Raw genomic sequence first — 13,294 nt, 5'->3', positions numbered from 1 at the left:
CCGTAACACACTTTGGTAACTATTGAAATTCATATGGGGGATGCAATCTTGCCAAGCAGTGCTTTAATAGCTCTACGAGCGCGGACTGCGCTCGGGCTCGCCGATGCCGCGGCGCGCGAATGTGACGAAGGCGCGTCCGGGAGCATCCAATGAGTCAGGCAGAGATGCTGCTGCGGGTGGAAGGCTTGAAGAAAAGCTTCCGCTCGGGCTCGGCGGAGCTGGTGATCTTTGACAACCTGTCCTTCCAAGTGGGGAAGGGAGAGATGCTGGCCATCGTGGGCGAATCGGGCGCCGGGAAGAGTACCTTGTTACACATCCTCGGGGCGCTTGATAGGCCTTCCGAAGGTGACGTATACTGCGAAAAAATCGCGCTGCGGACGCTTTCCGACGACGGCGCAGCGGAATTTCGCAACCGGCGGCTGGGGTTCGTGTGGCAGTTTCATTACCTGCTGCCGGAGTTCACCGCGCTGGAGAACGTCGCCATGCCGCTCTTGCTGAGAGGGCGGCCGAAGCGGGAAGCGGAAGTCGAAGCCGCGAGCTGGCTCGGTGAAGTAGGGCTGGAAGACCGGGCGCAGCACCGCTCCGGCGAGCTCAGCGGTGGTGAGCAGCAGCGCGTGGCGTTGGCAAGGGCGCTGGTGACCGGTCCGCAGATCCTGATGGCGGACGAGCCAACCGGCGACCTGGATGCGCGCACGGCGGAGGCGGTGTTTGAATTGATTCGACGGCTCCATCGCGACCATCGGCTGACCTCGATCCTCGTCACCCACAACCTTGCATTCGCGCGCCGCTGTGACCGCGTGCTGCGGCTCCACCAGGGCCGAATTGAAGAAATTGAATCATTGGAATCATTGAGTCATTGAATCATCAGGAGTGCAGGAGAACGGAAGAGCATCAGGCCGTAAGGGAATGAGCGATAGGCAGTAAGCGGAGAGCGTGGACAGGCAAGTTGGGGAAGGCCCGCGAGCGCGAATAGGCGCGCGGCGAGGTCTTCCAGGGTGAGACCCCATTGTTCGAAAGATATACGGAGAAAGCGAGACGCGTAATCTTCTTCGCGCGGTATGAGGCCAGCCAGTTCGGCTCGCCGTACATCGAGACCGAACACCTGCTGCTGGGCCTGCTGCGCGAAGACAAGGCGCTGACCAACCGCTTCCTGCGTTCCCACGCCTCGGTGGAGTCCATCCGCAAGCAGATCGAAGGACACACCACCATCCGCGAGAAGGTCTCGACCTCCGTGGACCTGCCGCTTTCCAACGAGTGCAAACGCGTGCTGGCCTATGCCGCCGAGGAAGCCGAGCGCCTTTCGCACAAGCACATCGGGACCGAGCACCTGCTGCTGGGCCTGCTGCGGGAGGAGAAGTGCTTCGCGGCCGAGATCCTGCATGAGCGCGGGCTGCGGCTCTCCGCCATCCGCGAGGAGATCGCGCGCAGCACGCAGGAGAAGGCCACGCCGCAGCGGCAGAAGGAATCGTCGCTGCTCTCGGAGTTTTCCCGCGACCTGACCCAGGCCGCCCTGGACAACCAACTCGACCCGCTCGTCGGTCGCGAGCCGGAGCTGGAGCGGGTGGTGCAGATCCTGTGCCGGCGCACCAAGAACAATCCCGTGCTGATCGGCGAGCCGGGTGTGGGCAAGACGGCCATCGTCGAAGGGCTGGCGCAGCGCATCGCCGACGGCGAAGTGCCCTCGTTCCTGGCCGACAAGCGCATCCTGGCGCTCGACCTTTCGCTCATCGTGGCGGGCACCAAGTACCGCGGCCAGTTCGAAGAACGCCTGAAGACCATCATGAAGGAGCTGATGGAGAACCAGAACGCCATCATCTTCATCGATGAGCTGCACACGCTGGTGGGCGCGGGCTCGGCCGAAGGGTCGCTGGACGCGGCCAACATCCTGAAGCCGGCGCTTTCCCGCGGCGAGGTCCAGTGCATCGGGGCCACTACCCCGGGCGAGTACCGGAAGTCCATCGAGCGCGACCGGTCGCTGGAGCGGCGTTTCCAGTCGGTGAAAGTGCCGCCCCCCAACGAGGGCGACGCGGTACGCATCCTGGAGGGTATCAAGGACCGCTACGAGAAGTTCCACGCGGTCACCTACACGCCGGACTCCATCCAGTTCGCGGTGTCGCACTCCAATCGCTACATCCCGGACCGCTACCTGCCGGACAAGGCCATCGACCTGATCGACGAAGCGGGCGCGCGGGTGAAGCTGCGCCAGACCTCGCTGCCCGACGAGATCACCGACGTGCAGAAGCGCATCAAGTTCATCGTGCACCGCATGGAGAACGCCATCGCCAACCACGAGTTCGAGAAGGCGCGCTTCTACAGCGACGAAGAACGCAAAGAGCGCGAGAACCTGCGCGGGCTGCGCGAAAAATACCATCTCGACGAATCCTCCACCGGCGCGGTGAGCCGCGAGGACATCGAGGACGTGGTGTCGCGCTGGACGGGCGTGCCGGTCACGGCGGTGAAGGAAGAAGAGTCGCAGAAGCTGCTGCGCATCGAAGAAGAGCTGCACAAGCGGGTGATCTCACAGGACAAGGCCATCACCGCCCTGGCCCGCGCCATCCGCCGCTCGCGCGCCGGCCTGAAGAACCCCAACCGCCCGGTGGGCTCGTTCATGTTCCTCGGCCCCACCGGCGTAGGCAAGACGGAAGTGGCCCGCACCCTGGCCCAGTTCCTGTTCGGCAGCGAGAAGTCGCTCATCCGCTTCGATATGAGCGAGTTCATGGAGAAACACTCGGTCTCCAAGCTGATCGGGTCACCCCCGGGCTACGTGGGCTACGAAGAGGGCGGACAACTGACGGAGCGCGTGAAGCGCGCGCCCTATTCCGTGGTGCTGCTGGATGAGATCGAGAAGGCCCACCCCGACGTGTTCAACATCCTGCTGCAGGTGTTCGAGGACGGCCAGTTGACCGACGGCTTGGGCAACACGGTGGACTTCAAGAACGTCGTGCTCATCATGACCTCGAATATCGGGGCGCGCCACCTGCAGAAGCGCAGCGGCCTGGGCTTCCAGTCCGACAAGGAAGACCTAGTCGCGGGCAAGGTGGAAGAGATGGTGCGCAACGAAGTGAAGCGCACCTTCAACCCTGAGTTCCTCAACCGGCTGGACGAGGTCATCCTGTTCAACGCGCTGACCGAGCAGGACCTCATCCTGATCCTGGAGCTGCTGGTGAATCAGCTCAACCAGAACCTGGCCCAGCGGCAGATCACCATCACGGTGAACGAAGAGGCCAAGAAGTGGATCCTGGACAAGACCCTGGGCGACCGCAGCTACGGCGCACGCCCGTTGCGGCGGGCCCTGCAGAAGTACATCGAGGACCCGCTCTCGGAGGCCCTCATCCAGGGAACGATCACCACCCGGCCGGCGTTCATCGAGGTCTTTCTCGAAGGCGACAAGCTGTTCTACCGCCCGGTGGATTCGAAGGAGACCGAAGCGGTGCTGCTCTACGAGAACTAGGAGTCGGCAATCAGCATTCAGCCGTCAGCGAAAGCTGGCGGCTTTTCCTTTTCAACGCAGAGACCGCAGAGATCGCAGAGCGTTTCCAGGGGCGGCTGAAAAACAAGCACCCGACCTGTAGCGAGGTAGCTTGCTACGTCTCCACAAGAAGCAAATCCTCGTAACCCGGTTTCGGCTCGCGCATCTTCCACTGTAGCCTTCTGAACCGGCGGCGGGAGAGGCTTGCCTTGGCCCTGAACGTGGAACCCCATATCGCGCGCGACGAAGCGGCGCTGATCGAGCGCATCCGGCGGGGCGAACGGGCGCTGTTTCACGAGCTCATCCGCCCCTACGAGCGGGGCGTGTACCTGGCGGCGTATTCCATCCTGCACAACGAGGCGGACGCGGAAGAGGTAGCCCAGGAATCCATCCTGAAGGCGCTCCTGCACCTGGGACAACTCCGCGAGGAGGAGAAGTTCAAGTCCTGGCTGCTGCTGATCGTGGTGAACGAGGCCAAGATGCGGCGACGCAAGGACCGCCAGCACCTCTATGAATCGGTCGACGATCCGGGAACCGAATCGGAAGAAGGCGAGTTCCTGCCGCGCCAGTTCGCGGACTGGCGGGAGATCCCTTCGGAATCCCTGGAGCGCGCGGAAGTCCGAGCGGCGGTAAGCCGGGCGCTCAAGAGCCTGCCGGGAATCTATCGGGAAGTGTTCGTGCTGCGCGACGTGGAGCACCTGACGGTCACGGAAACCGCGCAGGCTTTGGAAATCAGCGAGGCGGCAGTGAAGACGCGCTTGCACCGGGCGCGGCTGCAGATGCGCGAGCAACTGGCGCCGGCCTTCGGACGGAGCTGGCTCGATCGAGTGGCGTGGTGGAGAGGGAAGAAGCCATGGTGAGTTGCGAACAGGTGTTGCGGGAATTGTCGAACTTCATGGATAGCGACATCGACGCGAAGCTGCGCGCGGAGATCGAAGCGCACCTGCGGACTTGCCATCGCTGCTCCGTGCTGCACGACACCACGCGCAAGGTGCTGCTGATCGTGGGTGATGAGCGCGTGTTCGAGATCCCCCTGGGCTACAGCGAGCGGCTGCACCGCTTCCTGGAAGAGCAGATGGGAGTGGGTGGGCAGTAGCGGGCCGGTTTGCCAGCGGTCAGCCTCTCATGGCAGAGTTGCGATTCTCCGGAGGCCGTCCCATGTCACTTCCGCGTACGCAACTCCTGCTTCTCGCGCTGCTCATTTCCGCGCACGGACAGGGAACGCCAAAGGCAGCGCCCGGCCCGGACGCGCTTTGCACGTACTTCGAAGCGGTACTGCGCGAGGCGCCGGCGAAGTTTGCCGCGCTGCGCGGCAAGCCCATCGAAGGATTCACTCCCATGTGGGAGGGCAAGCTGAAGGCACCCGGGGCCACAGGTTGCGAGGCCAGCGAGCAGGGCTATTTCTGTTCGCTGGGTTTCCGTCCGGACCAGGCCAAAGGCAAGCGCGAATTCGCCGCCCTGGGGAAGCGTGCGCGGGCCTGCTTCCCGGGATGGACGGCAGAGGACTCGCGCGACGAATCGGCCTGGCGGTTTGTCCTCGCCCGCGACCACACGCGTGTCTCCGTGGACTACAGCGGCCTGGTTCCTTCCGGCGACGAGGAGGACGAACAGCCCGAACTCACGCTCAGCGTTTACATCGCCGGGAAATGAGTTGCGCAAGCAAGAAAAAGCCGGCGGCGGGCGCCGCCGGCTTCGGGAAAACCTTTCTGGCTACTTTTTCTCTTCGGACTTCTGGGACGCCGGCTGCATCTTGCCGGACTTCTTGCCCTTGGCCGTGGCAACGGTCGCAGCTTCGTCCTTCACGGTCCAGAAGTCGGGGTTGGCGGCCACGATGGCATCGGTAGGACGGCTGAGCTCGGGCCGCACGGAGATGATCTGGCTCTTGGTGTGGTCGATCGCCTGGCGAGCAAATTCAGAGTAGCGGCGACGGACCGCAGGCGTGAAGACCGCCTCGTGCTCCTTCTTCAGGTCGCGGTCGAGATCGGCGAGCGAGCGCAGCGGGGTGAGGAACAGGATCCCCGGCGTGCCGCCGTACTCGACTTCGTAGGCCGCCCAGGTTTCATCGATGTTGGCGCGCTTGTGCATGTCGATGGATTCACGTTCCAAGTCGGTGAAGTCCATGCCGTAGCCGGGACGAACCTCAACGAAGCTGACCTCCCAGTGGCGGGCGTTGGCGAGGTCGAACTTGCCCAGGTTGTAGGAGAGGTCCTCGCGCAGCTTGGCCACGATGTTCTTCCCGCTTCTTTCGGATTCAGCGATGCTGCGGTTGAACTCGGCGCTCTGGAAGGTAGCCATGGCGGTCTTGTTGAAGCTTTCTTCGGAGCGCTCGACCTCGGCAAAGCTGTTGGCGAAAGTGAGGAACACGGTCTGGTTGCTGTCACCCGTGAAGGGGCGAGCGGCGATCCAATGGAATTCGGCGTTGCCCGCATTCACGGCCTGACGCACCTGGCGGACGGCGGCGTCATAGGTGGCGCCGTGGCCGGGCGCGGTCTCGGCCTTGTAGACGCGCAGAATCTTGGGCACGCTGTGGTCGCCGGCCAGCGCCACCAGGCTGGAGACCAGCAGGAATGCCAAAAGCAATGCGAAATGCTTCTTCATGGGGGAATCCTCCGGATTGTTGGCTGTCAGAACGATCAGAAGCGCGCTCGCGCTTCCGGGACTGGAGAAGAAAAGACCGACACATTCTAGACCCCTGGGCAGCGAATTGCCAGTCAAGGCAGGCGAAACCTTGCGCTGCCGGGCCGGTATCCAATCAGTAATCCGCAAAACGCTTGCATCCGGCGGCGATGTACGGCGCAATGACGCCAGCAGTGCACCGGGTACACGAGGACGGCAGCAGGGGCGCACGCGGGTCCGCACCGTGGGTGGCGATGGCGGGACTTGCCGTGCTGGCGAGCCTGCTGCTGGGCGTTTCCCAATTCGCTGCCGAGCTTTCCTCCCAACGACTCCAGCAAGAGGTGGACCGCCTCTCGATGGACCTGGCCGCAGTACGCCAGGAACAAACCATGTCCGCCGTGGTGTTGAACCGGCACCGCGACTCCATCGGCTTCCTCTACGGGACGTACAGCTTCAGCGGGCCGCCCGGAGTGGTGCGCCGACGCGGGAAGCTACGCATGCGTTTCTCCGGCACCGGATTCGTGGTGGGCCCGGGCCTGATGGCCACCAACCGGCACGTCGCGGAGCCGTGGTTCGAGGACGAAGAGGCGGACGCGATGATTCGCCGGGGCGCGCAGCCCAGGCTGGAGCGGCTGGAAGCGTTTTTCCCGGGACTGGGTGAGGGCCTGCTCATCACCCAAATCCATGTGTCCGACGATGCCGACGTGGCCGTGGTGAGCTTCAAGCCGCAAGGCGCGGCCAGCACCTTGCGCGCGTTGCCGCTGGCCGCACGGTCCGCGATGCCGGGTGATCCGGTGGTGGTCGTGGGCTATCCCATGGGCGCGGCAGCCATGGTGGCCAAGAGCCCGCGCGCCGTGTACCGGAGGCTGGTGAACCGCGAAGATGAAATCGGCGTGACGCGTGAGCTGGCCAGCCTGTCGCTGATCCGGCCGTCGGCCACCTTCGGCCACCTGGGCGACGTGGTGGGACACAACCTGATCTACGACGCGGCTACCGCGCACGGCGGCTCGGGCGGGCCGGTGTTCAATGCCCGCGGAGAAGTGATCGGCATCAACGCAGCCTACCTCGAAGGTTTTTCCGGGAGCACGCTGGGCGTAAGCGTGGAGGCGCTGCGTCCGGTCATGGCCCAGGCCGTGGCCGGCCCGTAATACAACGCCAACCCTCTCAGCGCTGTGAGCCGTCGCGGCACAGCCGCGCAATCGCTGCGCAGTGAGCGAGCGTGCCTCGCTGTCCGGCATCCCCCAAGAAACTTGGAGACGATTCCCCTTCCCGGACGTCCAAGACCCGGGGGAGAGATGGCCAGGTTCCAGTTCGTGGTCAACGGCCGCTCACACACAATCGAGAGTGAGGCGGATACGCCCTTGTTGTGGGTTCTCCGCGATCAACTGGGGCTGAAGGGCACCAAGTACGGTTGCGGCGTGGCGCAGTGCGGCGCCTGCACGGTGCACCTCAACGGGCGCGCAGTTCGTGCTTGTGTGCAGCCCATAGCCGCGGTTGCAGGGCAGCGCGTGGTAACGATTGAAGGTCTTTCCGGCGGCGGTGATCATCCCTTGCAGCAGGCGTGGATCGAGGAAAACGTTCCGCAATGCGGTTACTGCCAGACCGGCCAGATCATGCAGGCGGCCGACCTACTCTCCCAGCATCCCCACCCCAGCGACGATCAGATTGCCGAGGCCATGGCGGGAAACCTGTGCCGTTGCGGCACCTATGAACGGATCCGCCGCGCCATCCGGCGGGCAGCGCGAGCGCCTGCGAAGAGGTCGAAATGAGCGCGACCGTTCCATTCACGCGCCGCCGGTTCATTGAGGTGACTCTTTCCGCCGCCGGTGGTCTGCTGGTCACGCTTCATACAGACGCTGAAGCGGGAGCCTTCGGCGATAGTTCCGAAGCGATTTCTTTGAACGCCTTCGTAGAGATTTCTCGCGATGGCAGGGTCACGATTGTGGCTCCGGCGCCGGAGATCGGGCAGGGCGTGCGCACGGCGCTGCCGATGATCGTGGCGGAAGAACTCTGTGTGCCGTGGGCTGAGGTGCGAGTCGCGCAAGCGGAGGCCGATGGCCGTTACGGCCCCATGGCGGTGGGCGGCAGCGACAGCGTGGCTGAGTACTGGCCGCTGCTGCGTCGGGCCGGCGCGGTAGCCCGCGAAAGACTTATAGCGGCAGCAGCGCAGCGGTGGAACGTCGAGCCTGGGAGTTGCTACGCCGAGCGGGGGCAAGTGATTCATCGGTCTACGAGACGCGCGCTCCCCTACGGAGAGTTGGTCGAGGCTGCCGCCACTCTGCCTTCGCCGGAGAGGGTCCCCTTGAAGGACCCGACCGACTACCAGATTGTCGGCAAGGCAACGCAACGCATCGATCTTCGGGAGATCGTCACCGGCACGGCGCTGTACGGGTTCGACGTGGAGATGCCCGGACAGTTCGTGGCCACCGTGGCACGCTGTCCCGTGCAGGGCGGGCGGGTGAAGAGCTTCGATGCGGCCGGCGCGCTGGCGGTGCCCGGGGTGCACCAGGTGGTGGAGATTCAGCCGCTGGTAGTGGACAACGATTTCTACGGCGCGGTCCGAGGAGGTGTGGCTGTCATCGCAAAAGACTCGTGGGCCGCCATACGCGGGCGCGAAGCCCTCCGTATCGCCTGGGAGGAGGGGCCTCACGCCGACGACAGCACGGAACGGGTTCGGCAGAGATTCGCCGAGTTGAAGAAGAAACCGGGAAAAACCGTCGTACGCGCCGCCGAGAACGCGAACGATGAAGAGAGGGCGGGCAACCGGCAGTTGGAAGCCGAGTACGAGCTGCCGCTGATCGGGCATGCCTGCATGGAGCCGATGTGCTTCACGGCCGACGCGCGACCAGACCGCTGCGAGCTGTGGGGGCCGACACAGAATCCCCGGGCGCTCCGGGCCTACGTGGCGTCAGCGCTCGGGCTGCCCGTCGAGGCCGTCAAGGTTCGCCTGACGCTGGAGGGAGGCGGTTTTGGCCGGCGCCTTTCGTACGACTACGGGGTCGAGGCGGCCATGGTCTCGCGTGCCGCGGGGGTTCCGGTGAAAGTGTTGTGGACGCGAGAGGACGACCTGCAGCATGACTACTATCGCACGCCAAGCTACCACGTCATGCGCGTCGGCCTGGGCCCGGAAGGCGAAGTCCTCCACTGGTATCACCATGTTTTGACCGCGCCGCTGCGCGTGCACGCGCAGGGCACCGGTGTGGACCACCCGGAGCTGTACGACATGGAAGGCGCGGCCAACCTCTTTTATGGAATTCCCAACATCCGGGTGGAGTACACGCCGGTGGAGATCGGGTTGCAGATGGGTTCCTGGCGATCGGTTTCTCATTCCTTCAACGTGTTCGCGGTGGAGTCGTTTGTGGACGAAATCGCAGGCGAGGTCGGAGCTGACCCGCTCGCGCTACGCCGCAAACTGCTGGGCAAGCCGCGCGAGGTCCAACTTGCGCTGCCGTTGCCGGGGCGGCGCGGGCGTCCCGCCTGGGACACCGGCCTGCTCCGGCGAGTCCTCGATACGGCGGCGGAGAAGGCCGGCTGGGGAACGCCACTACCGGCGGGTTGGGGGCGAGGCATCGCCTGCTGTTACTTCAAGCGAACCTACGCGGCGCACGTTGCCGAGGTGTCGGTCGGCAAGGAAGGCCGAGTCCGGGTGCATCGGGTGGTGGCAGCCATCGACTGCGGCCTGGTGGTCAACCCCGACGGTGTCGCCGCACAAATGGAAGGGTCCGTGATGGACGGAGTCGCGAGCGTGTTGCATTGGGAGATCAGCCACGACCGGGGACGCATCCAGCAGAGCAACTTCCACGATTTTCCGTTGCTGCGTATCACCGAGGCGCCGCGCGTGGAGACGCACATTCTTCCCAGCGACCGGCCGCCTGCGGGCACCGGCGAACCGCCCTACCCCTCGGTGGCGCCCGCGATCGCCAACGCCATTTACGCCGCGACCGGCACCCGGATTCGCCGACTTCCGATCAGCGCCGGAGTCCAGCCGTCCCCCAGGGGCAAGGCCGCCTCAGGGCTGTGAGCCGTCGCCGCACAGCCGCTCAATCTCCGCCCGCAGGTGGCGGAAGTCGACCGGCTTACTGACGTAACCATCGAAGCCGGCGGCGAGGGCGCGCTCGCGATCGCCACGCATGGCGTAAGCCGTGAGCGCGATGACCGGCAGGCGGGCGAGCTGCGGGTCGGCGCGCAGACGGTTGAGCACCGCATAGCCATCGAGCTCGGGCATCTGCACATCGAGCAGGACGAGGTGAGGCAGAATTTCGCGCAGCTTGTGGAGCGCCTCCTGGCCGTTGTCAGCCTCGATGACCTCGCATCCGTCGGCTTCCAGGACGTCGCGGATCAACTCGCGATTCGTGGGATTGTCTTCTGCCAGCAGGATGCGCTTCATGGACGAGCCACGTGTGGGTTGCGGGCGACGGCGGTCTGGACCTGGGCGAGCAGCTCCTCCTTCCAAACCGCGCTCTTGCGGAAAAAGGCGCTGGCCTGGCGGCGGAGAAACTCGACGTCCTCGTCGGTGAGGTCCTTGGCGGTAAGCACGAAGACCGGAATGTCGCGCAGGGCGGAGTCGTCCTTCATCTGGCGGATGACTTCGAAGCCATCCACGTCGGGCATGAGCAGGTCAAGCAGAAGGCCGTGGGGCGGATCGCGACGCATGGCTTCCAGGGCCTCGCGGCCGCCGCCGGCTTTGGTGATGCGATAGCCGGCAACCTCGAGAACTTCCGCCATCATCTGCAAGGATTGGGGTTCGTCGTCGACCACCAGGATGGCGGGCGGCCCGTCGCTGCGCGGGATCCACTTGCGCACCGCCTGCAGCAGGACCTGTTTGGCCACGGGCTTGACCAGATATTCGGCGGCGCCCAGGGCGAAACCTGTGTTCTTCTGGTCCACGACCGAAACGATGATCACCGGGATGGGAGCGGTGGAAGAGTCCGCCTTCAGTTCACGCAAGGCTTCCCAGCCGTTCTTGCCGGGCATGAGCATGTTGAGAGTGATGGCGTCCGGTTGCAGCTCGCGGGCCTTGCGCAAACCTTCGGCGCCGGAGGCCGCGGTCTGAAGGGCGTACCCCTGGGGCGACAAGTACTCCACCAGAAGCTCGCGGGCCGCGGGCTCATCATCAATCACGAGAACCAGCGGCCGGGAGCGGCGCGAAGGGCGAGGCTGAGTGGAGGCTGCATCGCGGGGCCCTTCGCTCGGCTGTGCCGCTGGCAGGGCGAAGCTGAAGCGGCTGCCCTTGCCGGGCTCACTCTCGACGCGGATGGTTCCGCCCTGCTGTTCCACCAGGCGGCGGGTGATGGCCAAGCCGAGGCCGGTACCCTCTTTGACGCCCCGGGTGCTGTTCCCGACCTGACGAAACTCCTCGAAGATGACCTCAAGCTCGTCCGGTGCGATGCCGATACCCGTGTCCGCGACGGAGACTTCGACGAAGCGCTCCTGGGGCGCGGATTCGACCGAGACCAAGCCCCCCTGGGGAGTGAACTTGATGGCGTTGGAGATGAGGTTGTAAAGGATCTGCTTGAAACGGATGCGGTCCGCGAACACGCGCAGAGTATCCACGCGGGTTTGCAGGCGGACCTTGCGGGACAGCGCCAGCGGGCGGACGGTGGTAAGAACTTCCGGAAGAGCTTCGGCCACGGAGAACGCCTCGGGGTGGAATTCGATCTGACCGGCTTCGATCTTGGAGAGGTCGAGGATGTCGTTGATGAGCTGGAGCAGGTGGCGGGCTGCCTGCCGGGCATGCTCGACGTAACGGCGCTGCTTGGGGTTGAGCGAACCGGCGATCTCCTCGCTCAGCAGATCGGAGAAGCCGATGATGGCGGTGAGCGGAGTGCGCAGTTCGTGACTCATGCTAGCCAGGAAGCGGCTCTTGAGCCGGGTGGCATGCTCGGCCTCGCGGCTGCGCTGTTCGAGTTCGCGGTTCGTCCGGGCGAGCTCAGCGTTCAGGTTGCGCCGGGCGGCTTCATCGCGCCGGCGCTGGGTGAGGTCGCGACACACCGCGACGCTGCCGACCGGATTGCCGCCCTCATCCAGCACGGGGCGGGCGCTTACGGAGATCCAGCGCTCTTCGGGGACGCCGGGAGGTCGCACCAGCATCTCCACGTCATCCAGCGATTCGCCCTGGAGGGCACGGACACTGGGAATCTGTTCGGTGGTGAAGGGCGTGACGCCGTCGGCGCGGTAGAAACCGAAGTGGCGCGGCCAGTCGGCCATGGGTGGGGGCGTCGTGGGACGGCCAAATATGCGTTCGGCAGCGCGGTTGAAGGCCAGGAAGCGGCCCCGGTCTTCATGCACGACGACTGCTTCACCCATGCTGTCCAGAATGGATTGCAGGATGTGCGTCTGTTCCTCGAGCGCACGCGCGGCTTGCTGTCGCTGACGATCGATGCGATCCAGCGCGACCGCGTTCACCCAGGCGAGGGCACCGAAAGCCACTGCGCTGGCGGTGGCGAATAAAGCCACACCGAAGCGTGCCTCATAAAGATGTTGAGTTTCGCCTTGCAGGCGCAGCCAACCCAGGATGGTGGGAGCCAGCAAGGCGGCAGGAAACAAGCGTCGGGCCATCATGCCACCCGTGGTGTCGCTGGCGAACGGCGCCGTGGGTCCCTGCTCGAGGCGGGAGGAAAGGACACCCAGGCTGAGCAGGAGAAAGGTGGCGGTGGTATGGAGTGCAATCGGGGTGAACGACCCCAGGGCGTAGAGATGCCGGACGCCATAGGCGTAGCCGATCAGACCCAGGAAGGCCGCCAGGAAGACGACGGTGGCAAGGCAGAACCGCAGCCACTGGCCAAGGCGGCGGGAGGTCTCCATGAGGAGAAGGGCCAAGCCGAGCAGGAGAAAGTTCAGAGCGGTGATGGGCGCCATCCGTCCGAGGTGCGAGGTCTCGACTGCGGGCCCGGTTTCGACAAACAGCAACTGATCAATCCCGGCGTTCCAGGTGAAGACGTACTCGCTCAAGCTCAGCGCTCCCACCAAGGCCACGAGACCAGCGCAGATCATGGCGGCGATGCGGGGGCCACGCTTCCTCTCGGAAGCCGAGTCGGGCGCCAGAAACCAGAGCGCGATGCCGGTCAATACGAAGCCCAAGGCCGTGTTGAACTTCATGGCTACCAGGCCAGGAAACACGCTCTTGAGGGAGGCGATGTCGAAGAGCCAACCACAGAGGACGCCAAGACCGACCAGGGTGGTGCCAAGGCCGGCCGCGCGGGCGAAACG

The 13,294-nt window shown here is 64.8% G+C and carries 11 protein-coding genes; 8 read left to right on the top strand and 3 right to left on the bottom strand.

Going from position 1 to position 13,294, the window contains the following annotated elements; all coding sequences use genetic code 11:
• Window positions 1–149: 149 nt before the first annotated feature.
• The 5 genes from VLE48_05045 to VLE48_05025 all read left to right on the top strand — a co-directional run bounded on the left by VLE48_05045 (window position 150) and on the right by VLE48_05025 (window position 5,119).
• Complete coding sequence (locus tag VLE48_05045; protein HSA92357.1) at window positions 150–860, top strand: ABC transporter ATP-binding protein; 711 nt, start codon at window positions 150–152, stop codon at window positions 858–860.
• A gap of 146 nt (window positions 861–1,006) precedes the next feature.
• Window positions 1,007–3,451, top strand: a complete 2,445-nt coding sequence (locus VLE48_05040) for an ATP-dependent Clp protease ATP-binding subunit (protein HSA92356.1) — start codon at window positions 1,007–1,009, stop codon at window positions 3,449–3,451.
• Window positions 3,452–3,678: 227 nt separating this feature from the next.
• The gene (locus tag VLE48_05035; GenBank protein ID HSA92355.1) at window positions 3,679–4,329 is read left to right on the top strand and encodes a sigma-70 family RNA polymerase sigma factor; all 651 of its coding nucleotides are present in this window, start codon (window positions 3,679–3,681) and stop codon (window positions 4,327–4,329) included.
• On the top strand, window positions 4,323–4,565 hold the full coding sequence (locus VLE48_05030) for a zf-HC2 domain-containing protein (GenBank protein HSA92354.1): 243 nt from the start codon (window positions 4,323–4,325) through the stop codon (window positions 4,563–4,565). Before VLE48_05035 ends, VLE48_05030 begins: the two co-directional genes overlap by 7 nt.
• Window positions 4,566–4,627: 62 nt before the next feature.
• Window positions 4,628–5,119, top strand: coding sequence for a hypothetical protein (locus VLE48_05025; GenBank protein HSA92353.1), 492 nt, complete (start codon window positions 4,628–4,630; stop codon window positions 5,117–5,119).
• A gap of 60 nt (window positions 5,120–5,179) precedes the next feature.
• On the opposite strand, the gene VLE48_05020 is transcribed toward VLE48_05025, so the two are convergent.
• Window positions 5,180–6,067, bottom strand: coding sequence for a hypothetical protein (locus tag VLE48_05020; GenBank protein ID HSA92352.1), 888 nt, complete (start codon window positions 6,065–6,067; stop codon window positions 5,180–5,182).
• Window positions 6,068–6,339: 272 nt separating this feature from the next.
• On the opposite strand from VLE48_05020, the gene VLE48_05015 reads away from it, so the two are divergent.
• The 3 genes from VLE48_05015 to VLE48_05005 all read left to right on the top strand — a co-directional run bounded on the left by VLE48_05015 (window position 6,340) and on the right by VLE48_05005 (window position 10,106).
• Complete coding sequence (locus VLE48_05015; GenBank protein ID HSA92351.1) at window positions 6,340–7,233, top strand: serine protease; 894 nt, start codon at window positions 6,340–6,342, stop codon at window positions 7,231–7,233.
• Between the two features lie 147 nt (window positions 7,234–7,380).
• Window positions 7,381–7,854, top strand: coding sequence for a (2Fe-2S)-binding protein (locus tag VLE48_05010; GenBank protein HSA92350.1), 474 nt, complete (start codon window positions 7,381–7,383; stop codon window positions 7,852–7,854).
• Complete coding sequence (locus VLE48_05005; protein HSA92349.1) at window positions 7,851–10,106, top strand: molybdopterin cofactor-binding domain-containing protein; 2,256 nt, start codon at window positions 7,851–7,853, stop codon at window positions 10,104–10,106. The genes VLE48_05010 and VLE48_05005 overlap by 4 nt, the downstream gene beginning before the upstream one ends.
• Here VLE48_05005 and VLE48_05000 read toward each other — a convergent pair.
• Window positions 10,095–10,472 (bottom strand): response regulator, encoded by a 378-nt coding sequence (locus VLE48_05000; protein ID HSA92348.1) that lies wholly within the window; start codon window positions 10,470–10,472, stop codon window positions 10,095–10,097. The two genes, VLE48_05005 and VLE48_05000, sit on opposite strands and share 12 nt — an antisense overlap.
• A partial coding sequence (locus VLE48_04995) for a response regulator (GenBank protein ID HSA92347.1) occupies window positions 10,469–13,294 on the bottom strand: 2,826 nt, incomplete at its 5' end. The genes VLE48_04995 and VLE48_05000, both read right to left, overlap by 4 nt.

Source organism: Terriglobales bacterium, assembly GCA_035454605.1.
Lineage (GTDB): Bacteria > Acidobacteriota > Terriglobia > Terriglobales > Acidobacteriaceae > DATMAB01.
Note: the sequence above shows the minus strand (reverse complement) of the source record. Positions and strands in the feature narration are given on the sequence as shown.